The sequence below is a fragment of the Cystobacter fuscus DSM 2262 genome (genome assembly GCF_000335475.2).
In the GTDB taxonomy this organism is placed as follows: domain Bacteria; phylum Myxococcota; class Myxococcia; order Myxococcales; family Myxococcaceae; genus Cystobacter; species Cystobacter fuscus.
The window spans coordinates 15137-32259 of the sequence record NZ_ANAH02000067.1 but is presented as its reverse complement, the minus strand read 5'-3'; the positions used below and the strand labels follow the sequence as shown (position 1 = coordinate 32259).

The 17123-nt window shown below is 68.1% G+C and carries 10 protein-coding genes; 7 read left to right on the top strand and 3 right to left on the bottom strand.

Annotated elements, in window-relative coordinates; all coding sequences use genetic code 11:
• Positions 1–78: 78 nt before the first annotated feature.
• Positions 79–1134, top strand: coding sequence for an iron-containing alcohol dehydrogenase family protein (locus tag D187_RS44160; RefSeq protein WP_002631837.1), 1056 nt, complete (start codon positions 79–81; stop codon positions 1132–1134).
• Positions 1135–1219: 85 nt separating this feature from the next.
• On the opposite strand, the gene D187_RS44155 is transcribed toward D187_RS44160, so the two are convergent.
• The 3 genes from D187_RS44155 to D187_RS53385 are packed head-to-tail and all read right to left on the bottom strand — an operon-like array spanning position 1220 to position 3099.
• Positions 1220–1678: a hypothetical protein gene (locus D187_RS44155; RefSeq protein ID WP_002631838.1), complete on the bottom strand. Its 459-nt coding sequence runs from the start codon at positions 1676–1678 to the stop codon at positions 1220–1222.
• A 42-nt stretch (positions 1679–1720) separates the two neighbouring features.
• Complete coding sequence (locus tag D187_RS44150; RefSeq protein WP_002631839.1) at positions 1721–2917, bottom strand: trans-sulfuration enzyme family protein; 1197 nt, start codon at positions 2915–2917, stop codon at positions 1721–1723.
• A complete protein-coding gene (locus D187_RS53385; protein WP_002631840.1) occupies positions 2914–3099 on the bottom strand; it encodes a hypothetical protein in 186 nt (61 codons plus the stop codon). The genes D187_RS44150 and D187_RS53385 overlap by 4 nt, the downstream gene beginning before the upstream one ends.
• A gap of 86 nt (positions 3100–3185) precedes the next feature.
• Here D187_RS53385 and D187_RS51320 point away from each other — a divergent pair, with 86 nt between their 5' ends.
• The 6 genes from D187_RS51320 to D187_RS51760 all read left to right on the top strand — a co-directional run bounded on the left by D187_RS51320 (position 3186) and on the right by D187_RS51760 (position 16853).
• Complete coding sequence (locus D187_RS51320) at positions 3186–3620, top strand: hypothetical protein (protein WP_020918697.1); 435 nt, start codon at positions 3186–3188, stop codon at positions 3618–3620.
• A gap of 332 nt (positions 3621–3952) precedes the next feature.
• Positions 3953–7303, top strand: a complete 3351-nt coding sequence (locus D187_RS44140) for an AAA family ATPase (RefSeq protein WP_002631842.1) — start codon at positions 3953–3955, stop codon at positions 7301–7303.
• Positions 7300–10737, top strand: coding sequence for an AAA family ATPase (locus tag D187_RS44135; protein ID WP_002631843.1), 3438 nt, complete (start codon positions 7300–7302; stop codon positions 10735–10737). The genes D187_RS44140 and D187_RS44135 overlap by 4 nt, the downstream gene beginning before the upstream one ends.
• Positions 10730–13039, top strand: coding sequence for an AAA family ATPase (locus D187_RS44130; protein WP_002631844.1), 2310 nt, complete (start codon positions 10730–10732; stop codon positions 13037–13039). Before D187_RS44135 ends, D187_RS44130 begins: the two co-directional genes overlap by 8 nt.
• A gap of 395 nt (positions 13040–13434) precedes the next feature.
• Positions 13435–14406, top strand: coding sequence for an AAA family ATPase (locus D187_RS44125; protein ID WP_002631846.1), 972 nt, complete (start codon positions 13435–13437; stop codon positions 14404–14406).
• A gap of 20 nt (positions 14407–14426) precedes the next feature.
• Positions 14427–16853: a S8 family peptidase gene (locus D187_RS51760; protein WP_002631847.1), complete on the top strand. Its 2427-nt coding sequence runs from the start codon at positions 14427–14429 to the stop codon at positions 16851–16853.
• Positions 16854–17123: the final 270 nt, after the last annotated feature.

The following is a 17123-nucleotide window of genomic DNA, read 5'->3' as shown; positions in this document are numbered from 1 at the left end:
TGGGGCCCCTGGAGCGGGTGGGGTGCGCGTAGCCCGAAGTGGCCCAGCACGCATCGCGGTGCCATCTTGTGAGCCACCATGCCTCCACGTACGCAGCCGCTCCTCATTCCTGGTCTCGTGCGCATCAAACCCGGCGCGCTGGACCGGGTTGGCGTCTACCTGTCACGTGCCGGGCACCGGCGCATCTTCCTGCTGGTGAGCACCGGACTGCTGCCCGGGCCGGGCCAGCGTCTGGAGGCGAGCCTCACACGGGAGGGAATCACCGTCGTGGGGCGGGCGGAGGTGACCGAGGCGAGCTTCGAGCACGCCAGCGCGCTCTTCACCTGCCTGCCCGCGGGCTGTGAGGCCGTTCTCGGATTTGGCGGCGGGCGGGCGCTGGACGTCGCCAAGTACGTGGCCTTCCTCGCGGGCCTGCCGTACCTGGCCGTACCCACGTCCCTGTCCAATGATGGCTTCTGCAGCCCACAGTCGAGCCTCACCCAAGGGGGACGACGCCGCTCGCTGCGCGCGGCGATGCCCACCGGCGTCGTCGTCGACACGGACGTCTGCCTCCATGCACCGGACACGCTCTGGTGGTCTGGCATTGGTGACCTCGTCGCGAAGGTGACGGCCATCGCCGACTGGAAGCTGGCCTTCCATGCCCGAGGCACGCCCGTGAACGACTTCGCGGCGTTGCTCTCGGACGCGACCGTCTTTCAGTTCATGGCGCGGCCGGTGAGGGACCTGGAGGGTGTCCGCCTCCTGGCCATGTCGCTCATGCTGAATGGGATTGCCATGGAGGTGAGCGGCTCGTCACGCCCGGCGAGCGGCAGCGAGCACCTGCTGTCCCACGCGCTGGATGCGCTGGCCGCGCGCCCCCGTCTCCATGGGCTGCAGGTGGGGGTGGCGACGTATGTCATCAGCCGGCTGCAGGGCCAGGGCACGGAGCGGGTGGCCTCCGTGCTGGACGCCACCGGCTTCTGGCGGGGCATCACCGCGGACCCCTTCTCCCGCCGGGAGTGGCTCGCGGCGGTGCGCCTCGCGCCCTCGCTGAAGGAGGACTTCTACACGGTGCTCTCCTCACGTGACTGCGCGCCGGAGGTCGATGCCCTCCTGCGCACGGACCCGAGGCTGGCGGGCTGCTTCGTGGACTGAGTGGCCAGTCCCAGGTGCGCCAGAAGGGCGCGCGCCCCGTTAGGTGCCATCAGGTACGCCAACACACCTGGCGCCCGCACCGTGTTCAGTGGGGCTTCAGGCCGAAGTGAGCCTCGATGCGCTGGGTGGGAGGGTTGCTGCCGCTCTCCTCGAGCACGTTGAGGCACCAGCGCGCCGCGTCATTCAGATGGGGAGTGACGAGATGGCGGCTGTTGCGCGGCCGGATCTTGTGGAAGGTGGAGAGCATCAACCGCAAGAAGGGGGAGGTGACGACCAGGGCATGACCGAGCACCTGGGCCTCGACCAGGGCCGCGTGCTGCTTGAGCCACTCGGACTGACGCTGGCGGATCTCGGAGGGGAGCATGGGCGCGTGCCGCATGTCGAAGAGGACGACGTGCTTCTCCTGTCGCCGCAGGTAGGTGAGCCGCCGCACGAGATACTCCTCGAAGTGCGCGAGCGGGACCGCGCCTCGTGGCTGGACGATGAGCAGGGGCCAGAGGAAGTCCTCCACGAGCATGCAAGGCGAGGGAGTGTCGTTCGGCATGGGCGTCACAACTCTTCTATGTGTCCCGTCTGAATGCGTGGCTCACGGGGCCAGGGCCTGATCGAGATCCCGGATGATGTCCGCCGGGGCCTCCAGGCCGATCGACAGGCGGAAGATGCCGTCGCCCGCCCAGGCACGGTAGCGCGCCAGCAGCGCCGGGGAGAGCTGGAACGAGGTGCGCTGCAGCTCGTCCGTGGGCAGGTAGAAGACGAGGCTGTGGGGCTTGCCGAGCGAGACGGCGTAGTGGACGACCTTCAACCGCTCGGCGAGACGGCGCGCCACCGCCGGGGCGTCCTCCGCTTGAAAGGCAATCATGCCGGAGGTGTTGCGCAACTGCCGGCGGGCGAGGGCGGCCTGGGGATGGGAGTCGCGCCCCGGGTAGAGGACGTGGTGCACGCGGGGGTGGTTCTCCAGGAAGGCGGCCACCTCGCGGGCCGTGGCCTCGTGGGCCGCCATGCGCTGGGGCAGGGTGGCCAGGCTGCGCAAGAGCAACCACGCGGGAAAGGGATTGAGCACGGCGCCCAGGTGGATGAGTGAGTCCTGGCGGAGCGCGGCCAGCTCGGCCCGCCCGCCGACGACGACCCCGCCCAGCACGTCACCGTGGCCGCCGATGTACTTGGTCAAGGAATGCAGGACGAAGTCGGCCCCGAGCGCCAGGGGTTGCAGGCCGATGGGCGTCGCGAGGGTCGCGTCGACGGCGACCCGGGCTCCGACGCCGTGCGCGAGCGTGGCCACCGCCTCGATGTCCGTCAGCTTGAGCACGGGGTTGCACGGTGACTCCAGGTAGACAAGCCGGGTATTGGGGCGCAGCGCGGCGCGCACCTGCTCGAGGTCCGAGGTGTCCACGGGGGTGACGTCCACGCCGTAGCGCCGCAGCGTCCCGCGGACGAACTCGGCCGTGCCCGCGTAGCAGACGTCACTGATGACCAGGTGGGTGCCGGGCCCAAGCAGGTGCAGCAGCAGCCCGGTGATGGCCGCCATCCCACTGGCGAAGCACAGCGCGTCCTCGCCGCCCTCGAGGTCGGCCAGCCGCCGCTCCAGGGTCCGCACGGTGGGGGTCGACCACCGGGCGTAGAAGAAGGGCGACTGCTCCCCCATGTCCACGGCGGAGAAACCCACGCCCTCCGGATGGGCACGGAAGGTGGTGGAGAGCACCAGGGGGGTGTTGAGCGGCGCGCCTTCCTCGTCGGCCTCGTCGGCCCGCACGAGCCGGGTCCGCACATCCCATTCCGAAGTCATTCGTGTGTTCCTCGCGGTCTGAAGAGGGGACAGCGCAGCACGGGCTGGGGCGGGTACTTGCCCGGCAACAGGGGGCAGAGGATGAAGGTGGACGTCTTCGTCCGCACGTACTTCGGGGGCGCCGCGCAGCGGTGGCAGAGGCTCGTGGGGAACGGCAAGGGGGACGGTTCGGTCTCGTCCACGGTCAGGCTCCTACCTTCAGGGAGGCGGTGAAACTACTCCGCCCTGGCTCCTTCTCGTAGAGTTCCTCACATAGAGGGGTGAACTCATGCGTGAAGTGCGGCGGTTCTCGCTCGCCGGGTTGGACTCCGAGCGAGGCACCTCTCGGCTGGTCCGTGACGGGAAAGCACTCGGCTTCACCGTCGAGGGTCTGCTGCTGGAAGAGCAGCTCGAGCTGGAGGACGGCTCCTGCCTCGTATGGTTGACCCAGGACTGTCCCTTCGAGGAGCTGCTCTCCGTGTACCTGGTGGGGCGCGAGGGCCAGCTCCTGGACTCCGTCTCGGCCGGGATGCCCTACGCCCCCGGGATCCTCTCCATTCGGACCGTGGGACCCGACTGGGTGGAGTTCGGCTTCTTCGGAGATGCCTCCTACCGGCTCCAGGTCGAGCCACTCGCCCGGTTCAGAAGATGGCTGCCCGTCGGCTGGAGATACCACCGGTGGCTCGCCAGGCACCGTCTCACCGTCAACAAGCTCCGTCCGTAGGACCATGAGCCAGCGGGGGCAACCGCGGCCCTTGTCGAATGCACGGTGTCTCAGAGCGATGCCCACATAGAACGTCTTGGTGAGCAGGAGAAATAGACATACATCCGATTGTTATTGTTTTTGTGTATGCCTTTCTCTTTTTTTGTGTTTGATGAGAGTGATTGTCAGTAACATGCAATTAATTGCAAACACGGTGCGTGCATTTTATTTACGGATTGCTTTTGATAATAAAACACAAACACGATCCATGTCGCGTCCTGGCATGGCAATTATTGCCATCAGAGAAGATAGAGATTGATGGAGACATGCGCTCGGCATAGGATGGGTGGCGCATGGCCCCTTCCGACGCCTCATCCGGGACCCTCGAGTTCACCACACCGCTCCTCTGCCAACAGCTCTGGAATGGCGACTACCAGGTGTTTCCCGTGGCCGCGCCCGCCCTGACGAGCCATGCGTCCACCCTCGAGGCGTGCCTCTCGGAGCAGCGGCTGTTCCTCGAGGAGCACCTCTCCCGGATCGAGCCCGAGCACCTCGCCCGGTTCTCCTTTCCCGAGCGGATCCGGCTGGAGATGATGGAGATCCGGGCGGCGCGCGCGGATCTCCCCAAGCGGCTCGCCACCTCCACGCTCGTCGAGTTGGCCGTGGTCGTCGTCCCGCTCGCGGCCGAGACCTGGGTCTTCGTCCCCGCGTTGGATCACACCGTCTTCGTGGGCCCGGCCCAGGACGTGCGCGAGACCGTGCGCGCCGATGTGGAGCGGTTGCTCGCCGCGCGGGAGTTGAGCGCTCCCGACTTCCTGCGGCTCCTGCCTCCCCGGAGCGTGATGCTCGAAACCCTCGCGCTCACGCTCCGGCGCGAGGAGGCGGGCGACAAGGCCCTCAAGGCCCGGAAGAAGCTGGAGGAGAAGCTCCAGCGCGATCAGGCCCATGAAGTGCTCCTCTCCGTGTCCGTGCCCCTGCACGACCGCGAGGACGCGCGCCAGGGGCCACCGCTCCTGGGCCGGGACACCGAACTCGCCTTGCTGTCCACCCTCGTGGGCGGCGAGAAGCGGCAGGGCGTGTTGCTCGTGGGTCCGGAGCGGGTCGGCAAGACGGAACTGCTCCAGGCGTGGATGCGCGCCGAGCGCAAGGCGGGCCGCCCCCGGCGGGTGTATGCGACGAGCGGCTCGCGGCTCATCGCCGGCATGTCTGGCTTCGGCCAGTGGCAGGAGCGCGTCCTGCGGGTGATGCGCGCCGCGCGGGAGCTCGACGCCGTCCTCTTCTTCGAGAACCTGGGCGAGCTGCTCGCCCAGCACTCCACGGAGTCCGTCAACATCCCCGGCGTGATGAAGCCCTTCCTGGAGGAGGGCAGGGTGCGGCTGCTCGGGGAACTCACCTCCGAGTCGCTCGATCTCCTGGAGAACCAACACCCGGGCTTCTTCTCCCTGCTCGCGCGCGTGCGCCTGGAGCCCCTGAGCGCGAAGCAGACCCGGGAGGCGCTGCGCGCGCGGGCCGCCTGGCAGCGGCAGGCGGAGCCTTCGCGGCCCCAGCTGGCCGAGGACGCGGTGGAGCCCCTCGTGGAGCTGGCCGAGCGCTATCTCCCCGGTGGCGCGATGCCCGGCAAGGCGGTGCGGCTGTACGAGGAGCTGCGCGCGAGCCTCCATCAGGCGCGCACGGGGGATGGCCAGGTGCCCCTGCTCACCCGGGAGCGGCTGTACTCGCTCTTCAGCCTCAAGACGGGCGTCCCCGAGTTCCTCCTGCGCGAGGATCGCGCCCTGCTCGCCGCGGACGTCGAGGCGTCCTTCCGCCGCCAGCTCGTGGGGCAGGAGGTGGCGGTGCGCCGGGTGGTGGAGACGCTGTGCATGGTGAAGGCGGGGCTCCAGCCCCAGGGCAAGCCACTGGCCACCTTCCTCTTCGTCGGCCCCACCGGCGTCGGGAAGACGGAGCTCGCGCGGCTGCTCGCCACGTTCCTCTTCGGCTCGCCGGAGCGGATGTTCCGCTTCGACATGAGCGAGTTCATGGACGCCTGGGCCGCCGAGCGGCTCATCCGGGGCAGTGCCCGGGGGCCCGGACTGCTCACGCGGCGGGTGCGCCAGCAGCCCTTCTGCGTGCTCCTGCTCGACGAGATCGAGAAGGCCCACCCCGCCGTGTTCGATCTGCTGCTCCAGGTCTGCGGGGAAGGGCGGCTCACCGACACCCATGGCCAGACGGCCTGGTTCCACAACGCCCTCATCATCATGACGAGCAACCTCGGGGTCACGCATCGCCGCACCCCCCTGGGCATCGGCGCCGCGCCGGTGGATGACACCGAGCACTACCTGCGCGAGGTGCACCGGCACTTCCGTCCCGAGTTCGTCAACCGCATCGACCAGCTCATCGCCTTCCACCCGCTCACCCCCACCCAGGTGGAGCAGGTGGCCCGGCTCACCGTGGACAAGCTGCGACAGCGGCGCGGCCTGCTCCAGCGGGGGCTCGAACTCCAGGTGCCGCCCGAGCTCCTCTCCTCGCTCGCCGCGTCCGGCTACCACGAGGCCCATGGTGCCCGGGCGCTGCGCCGTCATCTGGATCAACAGCTCGTCGTGCCCCTGGCCCGCGCGCTCTCCGCCGCGGGCCCCGAGGCCCAGGGCGGTGAAGTCACCCTCCGCTCGGATTCTCGGGGGCTCTCGGTGGCGTTGACCCCGGGCAGCCCCAGGCAGGCGCGTCATCAACTCGAGCGGGTGGAGTCCCTCCAGGCCGAGCGGCGGGAACTCGATGCCATCCTCCGCATGGACGCCGTGGAGCGGCTCGTGGAGCAGGTGCGCTTCCTCGTGGCCCAGCTCGCGCAAGGGGCCCACCCGAATCAGGGTCACGAGGCCCTCTCCCTCGGGCAACTGCATCACGAGCACAGTCGGCTGGATCTGCTCTGGGCCCAGGTCCAGCGGCTGCGCGCGGCGCTCTCGGCCGCCGAGGAGCTGGCGCTGCTGGCCCTCTTCGAGCAACAGGACATCTCCCCCTTCGTGGAGGACGCCCGGGAGCAGTCGCGCGCCTTGCGCCGGATGCTGCCCTCGGTGCTGCTCGCCTCGCAGCCCCAGCGCGATGGCATCACGCTCATCGTCCAGGAGGCGGGGGAGACGCGGGCGCTCGACGCCTGGCTGTCGCCGCTGCTCGAGGAACTGCCCCGCCGCGGGTGGGTGGCCGGTGGCCGCCTCTCCGCCGTCCGTCACCACAAGGACGACAAGCGCCGGTGGCGCGACGAGGTCCTCTCCGCCGAGGCGTTGATGCGGGCCCTCGGCGAGCCCGAGCGCGCGTTCCACGAGGTGTTGTTGTCGGTCAGCGGCCCCTATGCCGGCTCGTTCCTGGCGCTCGAGGCCGGACTGCACCGCTTTCCCCCCACACCGCGCGACGAGCCCGTCCTGCTCACCGTCCAACCCGTGGCGATGAGGCCCCACCTGTCCCAGAAGGAGCTGGAGCTGCCCGCCATCGCCCCGCCCGCCCCCGTTCCTCTCAAGGAGCTGCGATTGATGCCCGCCGTGCGTGAGCACCAGCCCGGGGGAGACGTCGTCCTCTGCGACGGCGCGCGAACCGTCTCGCTCGGTGCCCGGGGGTATTTCCAGGACTGGGAGCACCTCCTGCTCGAACATCTCCTGCACCTGGAGCGCTCGGGAAGCTTCGATCCCGAGAGCACTCCCTCCGTCGTCCTCGACGCGCTCCGAGCCGCCACGCCATGAACCTGACCCTCGCCGTCTACCAGAGCCGGAGTGCCTCGGGGGCCATGCGGTGGACCACGCTCGGACTCGGTCCGTATACCCGCAGCCGCGAGGGGAAGGGCGCGGTCAAGCTTCAACAGAAACTCGTGGAGGACCTGCGCGGCCTCCTGGGCGAGCTGCCCCCGCGAGAGCTGGCGTGCTTCCAGTTGCCTCGCGGCATCCGGCTGGAGCGCGTGCAGTTGGAGCTGGATTTCAAGCGCGTGCGCTCGGGAACCGATACGCCCCGGCTCTCCGGCCTGTTTCCGTTGATCCTCGAGCCGCGCTGGCGCACCCGGAGCGAGCCCCTGTTGATCGCCTACCATCCCTCGCGCCAGCAGGAGTGGTTCGCCGTCGAGGCGGGCCTGTCCCTGGAGGAGCAGGCGAAGGTGTTCTTCACCCACGCCTGGGCACGGCTGGAGTCCGAGGAACTCGAGTCGCTGCGCTCCAACCGCAAGGACAGTCTCAAGGCGTTCTCGTTCGTCGCCCAGCCTCCGACACTGCTCGACCAGCTCGGCGCGAAGAAGGGTCCCTGGGCGGACCTGGAGGTGGAGGATCGGCCCGGCAAGGGCAAGAAGCGCCCGAAGAAGGGGGGCGGCACTCGGGTGCTGCACACCCTGGGCACGAACCTCACGCTCCAGGCGGCCGAGGGCTCGTTGGCGATCGGCATGCCCCGCGTGCCCTATCGCGAGCAGTTGCAACTGTTGCTCGGCGGAGAGCGGCGCACGCCCGTGCTGCTCGTCGGGCCCCCAGGGTGTGGCAAGCGGACCCTGCTCAAGCACTTCGTCGCCGATCAGCTCGACACCGACGGCTTCCAGACCCACCGCAACCTCGACAAGGTGACCGAGGTGTGGACGATCGCCGGCAAGCGACTCATCGCCGGCATGAGCTACGTCGGGGATTGGGAGCAGCGCTGCCTCCAGGTGCTGGAGGACGCCAGGGGAGGGCGCCGCATCCTCTTCGTCGAGGATCTCCAGGCCTTTGGCCTCCTGGGCCGCACGCGGGACAGTGACACCCACCTCGCGCTGTTCTTCCAGGGGGCGCTCGCGCGGGGGGAGATCACCCTGGTGGGCGCGGTGACGCCCGAGCAGCTCCAGCGGCTGGAGTCGGACGCGCCGTCCTTCGCCGCGCTCTTCACCCAGGTGCACGTGCGCCCGACGAGCGCCGACGAGACGCTGCGCATGTTGCTGCACGAGGCGCGCGAGCTGGAGTCCAAACACTCGCTGACCTGGCATCCCCTCCTGTTCCCCGTGCTGCTCGAACAGGCCTCGTCCCTGTTCCCCGGCGCCGCGCTTCCCGGCAAGGCGTTGGATCTGCTGCGCGAGCTGGCCACGGGCTCCCAGAGCGAGGGCCGCACGCTCGGCGTGGAGGCGCTCTTCACGCACCTGGCGGGCCGCACCGGGCTGCCATCCACCCTGCTCAGCGCCCGGGAACCCCTGGCGCCCGAGGAGGTCCACGAGGCCCTCTCGCGCAAGGTGATGGGCCAGCCGGACGCCGTGCGCGAGGCGTGCGATCTCGTCGCGCGCATCCATGCCGGGCTCACCGATCCCCTCAGGCCCTACGGCGTCTATCTCTTCACCGGCCCCACCGGCACGGGCAAGACGGAGCTCGCGCGCGCGCTGGCCAGCTACCTGTATGGCGATGCCTCGCGGATGATCCGGCTCGACATGGCCGAGTTCCAGACGCCGGACGCCGTCGCCCGACTCACCGGGGATCCGTGGCGGCCCGAGGGCCATCTGACCCGGCTCATCCGCGAGCAGCCCTTCTCCCTCGTGTTGTTGGATGAGATCGAGAAGGCTCACGCCTCGCTGCTCTACTTGCTCCTGCAGCTCTTCGACGAGGGCCGCCTGACGGATGCCTCGGGCGACACCACGGACTTCACGCACACCGTCATCGTGATGACGAGCAACCTGGGCGCCCGGCGCAAGCCGCCCGTGGGCATCGGCGAGCCGGACGCGCGCACCCTCGCGCTCGAGGCGGACCGGGCCGTGCGCGACTTCTTTCCCCCCGAGCTCTTCAACCGCATCGATCGCATCGTCCACTTCTCGCCGCTCTCGCGCGAGGTGGGGGAGAAGGTCGTCGAGAAGGAACTCGCGCGGCTGCTCGCGCGGCAGGGGCTCACCTCGCGCAACATCTTCGTGTCCGCGGACGACGCGGTGAAGCGGCGCATCGTGGAGGACGCCTTCGACGCTCGCCTGGGCGCTCGGCCCCTCAAGCGCTACCTGGAGGAGCACGTGGGCCAGGTGCTCTCCGACGCCATCATCCGCGGCCCCCAGTCCCTCTTGCGCCTGTTCCAGCTCTACACCCGCGAGGAGCGCTTCGAGGTCCAGGCCGACGCGCTCATCCCCCGCGAGCCCGTGGCCGAGGGCTTCGCGCTGGAGCCCCTCCTGGAGCTGCCCATCTCGGGCTTGCGCGAGAAGCTGCTCGAGGCCCACGAGGCCGTGCGCGCCATGCGCGAGAGCGAGGCGCTCGGCGCCCTGTCCGAGCAGGTCCGCTTCCACCTGGAGCGGTTGCAGGCCGGTGAGCGCGAACACGCCGAGTCGCTCTACACGCTCGACGCCATGCGCATGTACCTGGAGCACTTCGCCACCCAGCTCGAGTCGCTTGCCCGCGCGCCCGAGGAAGAGGCCCGGGAGATGATCGAGGCGCAGCGGTTCAACCTCTTCGATCGCCGGGCGCTCGCCCCGGTGCGGACCGCGACCCGCGAGCAACTGCTCGATGCGCTGGCCGAGGTGTACTTCCTCCAGCGCGTCCTCCGGGGACTCGCCCGGCCGGATCAGCACACCGTGATGCTGGAGTTGCTCCCGCTGGGACAGTGGCGCCGGGGCGCCACCTCCGGTTCGTTGCTCACCCGGTGGTTGTGCACGGCCTACGCCCACTCGCGCGGGGCGATCGAGTCCTTCGCCGCGCACCTGCCCGGAGGCGCCGTGGTGTCCGGGGGCCTGCGCCAGCTCCGGGAGTTCCTGCACGCCTCCACCGTGGAGCCGGTGCACGCCGCCATCAAGCTGGTGGGTCCGGGCATCCGTCCCTTCCTCGACGGCGAGAGCGGGCTGCACGTCTGGCAATCCTCGGGGCGGCTGCCGGAGATCGTGAAGGTCCGTGTCCACGACGCCCAGGCCCCCGCGCCCGCGGTGCTGCTCGCGGGACATGGCGCCCGGCTCCAGGCCTTCCACCAGGCGCGGCAGGAGGGCGTGCGGCCCCTGCCCGAGGATCCCGAGGCCGCCATGCCCGTGGTCCGGGCCTACCGCTTCGAGCCTCCCGCGCGCCAGGGCCAGGCGGAGCTGGAGCTGGACGACTACCTGCTCACCTACAGCGGCACCCACCGGGTGCGCTCTCCCGCCGAGGCCCTGCCCGTGCTGTGGCGGTTGCGGATGAGCCAGAACCCGGCGAGCCCCGAGCGGGGAGGGCGCCATGAGTGACAAGAGCCTGCGCGTCTACTTCACCACCCACCACGATGGCCGGCTCACGGGGCAACTCCTGCCCGTCTGGGACAGCTTCTTCGACAAGCCGCCTCCCTCCGCCTACGGCACGAGTGAGTCCGAGGTCCTCTCGCTGCTGGAGACGCGGGTGCGGCAGTTGATGCGCGAGGACGACGCCGCGCTCGAGCGCTTCCTCTGGGAGGAGGACCTGGAGGCCCGGACGATCACCGTGGAGATCCACCCCCAGACGGTGCACAAGAAGCGGCCGGTCATCTCCCAGGCGCTCATCCCCCTGCGGCTCACCTACGTCTACGGGCGGATGGAAGGCGGCGCCTGGCGCGTGCGGGTGCCGCGCTTCGACTGGTCCTTCGTGGTGGAGGATCTCTCCATCGCGCGCGATGTGTTGCAGAACGCGCTGAGCACCGCGCTGCTCGGGGAGAAGCCCAAGGGCCTGTATGACTTCCGCCACGAGGGAGAGGAGTTCGTCCGGGCGTGGGATCCGCTCGGTGCGCGGCGCGAGGTCCGCGGCGGCGCGCGGCGGGAGCCTCCCCCCGAGGTGCTCGATCAGGTAGGTGAGGAATTGACGTCACGCGCCCTGGGCAGCCGGCAGCCGGCCCTGGTGTACGACGCCGAGGCGATGCGCGAATGGCTGGAGCTCGCCCAGCGCCGGCCCCCGCCGTCGCTGTTGCTCGTCGGCGGCACGGGCACGGGCAAGACGAGCCACGTGTCGATGCTTGCGCGGCGGATCGCCGAGCGGCGGCGTGAGGACAAGACGGTGCGTCTGCCCGACATCTGGCGCACCAGCGCCGAGCGCATTGTCGCGGGCATGGTGTACCTGGGCATGTGGCAGGAGCGGTGCCTGAAGCTCATCGACGCGCTGTCGCACGAGGAGGACTACCTCTTCGTGGATCGGCTCACGTCGCTGCTCGCGCCCCAGCCGGATGGCTCATCCATTGGAGACCTGCTCCTGCCGGCCGCGATGAGCGGGGAGATCTCCCTCATCGCCGAGTGCACCGAGGCCGAACTCGAGCGCTGCCAGCGGCGCTTCCCGGAGGCGCTGCGGCCCTTCCGCGTCCTGCGCATCGAGCAGCCCCCGGCGTCGCGCATGCCCGAGCTCATGCAGCGCTACCAATCCGTGCGGCGCAGCCGGGTGGGCATCCATCCCGTGGGGCTGCGGCAGCTCGTGGCCCACCTGGACACGTTCCAGCGCGACAGCCTGTTTCCGGGCAAGGCGTTCCGCTTCCTCGACTGGCTGGAGCAGCAGGGCGAGCGCGGCCAGTCCCGGACGCTCTACCCGCGCGATGCCTCCGAGGCCTACGCGCGCTACTCGGGCCTGCCGCTCCAGCTCATCAGCGACGAGGTGCCCGCCGAGCGTCACGCGCTCGCGGCGCAGCTCCAGAAGGGCGTCATCGGTCAGGAGCGGGCGTGTGAGCTGGCCGCTGGCGTGCTCGCGCGGTTCAAGGCGGGGCTGAATGATCCGGACAAGCCCGTGGGCACGCTGCTCTTCGCCGGGCCCACGGGGGTGGGAAAGACGGAGCTGTCCAAGCAACTGGCACGCACGCTCTTCGGTGATGAGCAGCGGATGATCCGCCTGGACATGTCCGAGTACATGTTGCCCGGCTCGGCCCAGCGGTTGATGGAGGTGGGGCCGGGCATCACCAGCCTCGCCGAGCGGGTGCGGCAGCAACCCCTGTCACTCGTCCTCTTCGATGAGTTGGAGAAGGCGCACCCGGAGGTCTTCGATCTGCTCCTGGGCATCCTGGGGGAGGGGAGACTGACGGATGGGTTGGGGCGCCTGGTGGACTTCCGGATGACGGTGGTGTGCATGACGAGCAATCTCGGCGTGGTGCACTCGGAGCCGGCGGGGTTCGGAGCGGAGCGGGGCGCGGAGGACTTCACGCGGGCCATCCGTCAGGCCTTCCGGCCGGAGCTGTTCAACCGCATCGACCACATCATCCCGTTCCGCCGTCTGACGGAGGCGGACGTGCTGCGCATCGTGGACCTGGAGCTGGAGAAGGCGGCGTCGCGGGCGGGGCTCTTGCGGCGCGGGCTGAAGCTGGTGGTGGAGCCGGACGCGCGGGCGTGGCTGGCCCGGCACGGGTATGAGCCCCAGCTGGGGGCCCGGCCCTTGAAGCGGCTCATCGAGGCGAAGGTGATGGCGCCCATCGCCGTGCGGCTCGCGGCCCATCCGGAGCTGGAGGGCGTGCTGCTGCCCGTGGTCGTGGCTGGAAGTGCGGCCGAACGCGGATTGCGGCCCGAGTACCGCGCCCTCGCCACGCTCCTCGACGACCTCGTTGCTTGATTGGGCAGTTAGGGCTCCAAGCAAGCCCGTGGAAGCCCATCCGTACTTGGAGTGCGGAGCGGGATGCTGCCGCGCGTGGCCTGCCACCGTCAGTAGACGCTGTCCTTTCCCCACTGGGTGCGGTGGGTACTGCTATATGACGCCCGGGTGACCAGGGCGATCCTGGGTGCTCCTGCAGTGGCCGAGTCCTCCCCCGTCAAGAGGGACGTGACGGCGACCAGAGTCGGCTCAGGCAGGGTCCACCCTGGCCCCGCCCGGGGTAAAACCTCCGGGGCAACAAGGGCCAAGTTGCTCCTCGGGCGGGGGTGCGAAAAGTGAGCCTGCGAGAAGAAAGAAGTAGTGTCCAGAAATGGGCTCCGACAGAGAGCCATCGTAGAGTATTACGAGGGAACTCCATGGCCACTGCCGAGCAAGTCAAAGCCCTCATTGAGAGCCATACGAAGGGAGACGAGCCTCGCTTCCTGGCGGTTGCCATGCAGGTCGCCGCCTTGGAGGCTCGGCAGGGCCACGTCCGGCTGGCTGGTGAGCTTCGTGAGATCATCGATCGCGCCAAGGAGGATGGGGTCAAAAGGCCTGTCCCCCTCGCGCAGCCGCGGGGCGAGCTGGGTGGACTACTTGCTGCGTCGTACCCGAAGGCGACCCTGAACGAACTTGTAGCCGCGCCCGAGCTTCGGCGCCGTATCGACAGGCTCCTTCACGAACAGCGTCAGGCTGAGCAGCTCCGCTCTCATGGGCTGAGCCCGCGCCATCGAGTGCTGCTCGTAGGCCCGCCGGGCACGGGCAAGACATTGTGTGCGACGGTCATCGCGGGCGAACTCCACCTGCCTCTCTTCAAGGTCGTGTTCGAGTCCCTCGTGACGAAGTTCCTGGGCGAGACGGCCGCGAAGTTGAAGCTCGTTTTCGACGCGATACGGGCAACCCGAGGCGTCTACCTCTTCGATGAGTTCGACGCGATTGGCGGGCAGCGCACGGCCGGGAACGATGTTGGTGAGATCCGGCGGGTGGTGAATTCGTTCCTGCAACTCCTCGAACAGGATGATTCGAACAGTGTCGTTCTCGCCGCGACCAATCACCCCCAGATGCTGGATCGTGCCCTCTTCCGTCGCTTCGATGACGTCATCGAGTTCTCGCTGCCTTCCCAAGCCCAAGCAGAGGAGACAATGAGGAATCGGCTCGCTCCCTTCGACACGGGCTGCCTGACGTGGACCCGGATTCGCCCCGCAGCTCGCGGGCTGAGCCATGCGCTGCTTGCGCGAGCGTGTGATGATGCGGCAAAGCAGGCCGTTCTCGCTGGAACGCGGGAGGTTTCGACCGAGGCGCTCATCGAAGCGCTCCGTGAGCAGCGAGAATTCGCCGCGATGAAGTAGGTCAAGTACGCGGGGGGCTGATGGCGGAAGAGAAACCGGAAAAATTGCGGCACCTGCTCGTTCAGGGGACTGGTACATCTTACGACTACGTTTCGCCGCTTTCCGTGCCGCACTCGCGGACTCCTCCAGCAAGGGACCGTGCTGCTCACGGTCAACGATTGCTTAGGGAATACGGAGCCGCTTTCAAGACCGGCATCATGGCTCGTGGTGGCGGAGCCGACGTTCCGGGAGTGTCTCTCACTGTGCGCGGCGAGCCCGGATCCGAGCTTCCCTTCGAGTCGCTCGACAGTCGACGTTCTGATGGCCCACGCGTCCTGGCCGTGAGAGAGGTCGAGGGCACAACAGTCGCTCAGGTTTTCGTGCCTCAAGGCGGCTTTCAGATCATCGAAGAGAAGCTGCGGGACTATCTTCGTAAGGATACCCGTAAAGGTAAACCCGCCAACGAGTCCCTCGTCGCTTCGATCGCCTCGTTTCAGCTCGCGGCTCTTCAGGAACTCTGGACCGACCCGGAACTCCCGTTCCCCGCTCCCTCGCAGCCTATGGCTTGGGAGGCTTGGCTCCGCGATCCTTCCGAGGAACTGCTCTCCTCCTTTCTCTTGCTGTGCAGGCAACATGGGTTGGTCACCGGAGAGCGCTCGCTCGAGTTCCCCGACCGGCGAGTTCTACTCGTGTCGGGTACGGCAACCCAGCTCTCGTCATTCGCCATCCTGGACACGCTCGCCGAACTTCGGCCTGCGCGCACACCACCGACGGAGTTCGTGGAAATGCCGTCGCGTGAGCAAGGCGAATGGAGCCGGGAATTGTTGTCCCGCCTTGTTCTTCCCGCGTCAGATCCGCCGGTGGTGTGCGTGCTCGACACGGGAGTAAGCAACAATCATCCGCTCCTCGCTCCTCTTCTCCCCGCCGCGAACATGTTCGCTTATCGGAAAAACTGGGGCCTTGCCGATCACGATGGCCACGGCACCGAAATGGCAGGTCTCGCGGGGTATGGTGATCTGATTGACGCGCTTGAGTCGAAGATGCGCGTTGCACTCGAGGTAGGTCTCGAGTCGGTGAAGATCCTTCCGCCGCCTCCGGCTGCGAACCCTCCCGAACTTTACGGTGCGATCACCGCCGATGCGGCTGGTCAGGTCGAGGTGGCAGCTCCGGAGCGACTCCGCGTTTTCTCGATGTCGGTTTCAACGAGTAATGGGCGGACGGGGGGCCGCCCCTCTTCGTGGTCGGCGGAGATTGATCGACTCGCCGCAGGAGTGGAGGACGGGCGACAACGGCTCTACTGTATTTGCGCGGGAAACGCTGACCCAGACGGGTATCCGCACTACCCGGAAGGAATCATGACGGGAAAACCGCTCGATCCCGCTCAGGCGTGGAACGCGTTGACCATCGGCGCGTACACGGAGAGGGACATCATTGCGGAACCCGCGCTTTCCGGGTGGCTGCCAATTGCTCCACACGGTGACATTTCTCCCACGAGCACTTCATCCATGACCTTCGACAGAGGGTGGCCGAACAAACCCGACCTTGTTCTCGAGGGAGGAAATGTCGCGCTGAGCCCCGGAGGAACTCTTCCGCCAGACGCCTCGATTCCCAGCCTTTCGCTGCTCACGACCGACCGGATGAGCCGAGGTCGTTTGTTCACGTATACCAACGCCACGAGCGCGGCGACTGCTCAGGCCGCCCGTATGGCGGCCCACCTCTGGGCAGAGTACCCCACGCTCAGGCCCGAAACGATTCGGGCCCTCCTTGTCCACTCCGCCCGTTGGACGCCCGCGATGTTGAGCCGGATCCATAACAAGGACCATCGCATCCGGCTCTATGGCTACGGCGTACCAAGCCTCGCACGAGCCCGGTGGAGTGCACGCGATGTGCTGACGCTCATCGTCGAAGATGAGCTTCGCCCTTTTAAAGCGGGCAAGTTGCCAGCGCAGATGCGCCTTCACGAATTCCCATGGCCGGTCGAGGAACTGCAACGCCTTGGCGCCGCCGATGTCCGGCTTCGGGTGACGCTCTCCTACTTCATCGAGCCAAATCCGGCACAACGCGGTTGGATGGGGCGGTTCCGTTACCAATCGCACGGACTCCGGTTTTCGGTGCGTCGTCCCACTGAAAGCAACTCCGCGTTTAGCGCGAGGCTCAGCAAGGCGATGCAGGACGAAGGTTATACGAGTAGTACGGGAACAGACCCCGGCTGGGAGCTCAAAGGAGCCCGGCGCAATCGCGGCTCCATCCACTCGGATGTGTGGCACGGGTCGGCAGCGGAGCTTGCCTCTCGCCAGGTCCTGGCCGTCCTCCCGGTAGGGGGGTGGAAAGCGGACGCCCGCAGGGCCGAGAAACCCACGTCCGTTCGGTTTTCACTCGTCGTCTCGATAGAAACAGACGAGACAGAGGTCGATCTCTACACGCCGGTAGCAAACGAGCTGGGCGTACCAATCGCTGTCGAGAGCTGATGGAGCCCATCCACGGGGGCGGAGAAGGTGTCAGACGATTCGTAGGAGACGAGATATCGGAGTCGGGTAGACCGGGGCAGTTCCCACCCCGGCCCCCACAGATCCGGACGTGCAGAATTCCCGCATCCGGCTCTTCGGCTCATGGGTGCGTTCCCCTGCTTCACAGGTGTTGGCCTGGCCGCTTATATCGCACGGACTGCGGCGCGGTGCTGGCGGTTTTCGGACCTGGTCCCCGAGGTGGCCTGTGCACGCCTCCTCTACCTGCTATCC

Coding starts and splice junctions, on each gene's coding strand:
- D187_RS44160 (WP_002631837.1), top strand. CDS start 79: ATGCCTCCACGTACGCAGCCGCTCCTCATTCCTGGTCTCGTGCGCATC.
- D187_RS44155 (WP_002631838.1), bottom strand. CDS start 1,678: ATGCCGAACGACACTCCCTCGCCTTGCATGCTCGTGGAGGACTTCCTC.
- D187_RS44150 (WP_002631839.1), bottom strand. CDS start 2,917: ATGACTTCGGAATGGGATGTGCGGACCCGGCTCGTGCGGGCCGACGAG.
- D187_RS51320 (WP_020918697.1), top strand. CDS start 3,186: ATGCGTGAAGTGCGGCGGTTCTCGCTCGCCGGGTTGGACTCCGAGCGA.
- D187_RS44140 (WP_002631842.1), top strand. CDS start 3,953: ATGGCCCCTTCCGACGCCTCATCCGGGACCCTCGAGTTCACCACACCG.
- D187_RS44135 (WP_002631843.1), top strand. CDS start 7,300: ATGAACCTGACCCTCGCCGTCTACCAGAGCCGGAGTGCCTCGGGGGCC.
- D187_RS44130 (WP_002631844.1), top strand. CDS start 10,730: ATGAGTGACAAGAGCCTGCGCGTCTACTTCACCACCCACCACGATGGC.
- D187_RS44125 (WP_002631846.1), top strand. CDS start 13,435: ATGGCCACTGCCGAGCAAGTCAAAGCCCTCATTGAGAGCCATACGAAG.
- D187_RS51760 (WP_002631847.1), top strand. CDS start 14,427: ATGGCGGAAGAGAAACCGGAAAAATTGCGGCACCTGCTCGTTCAGGGG.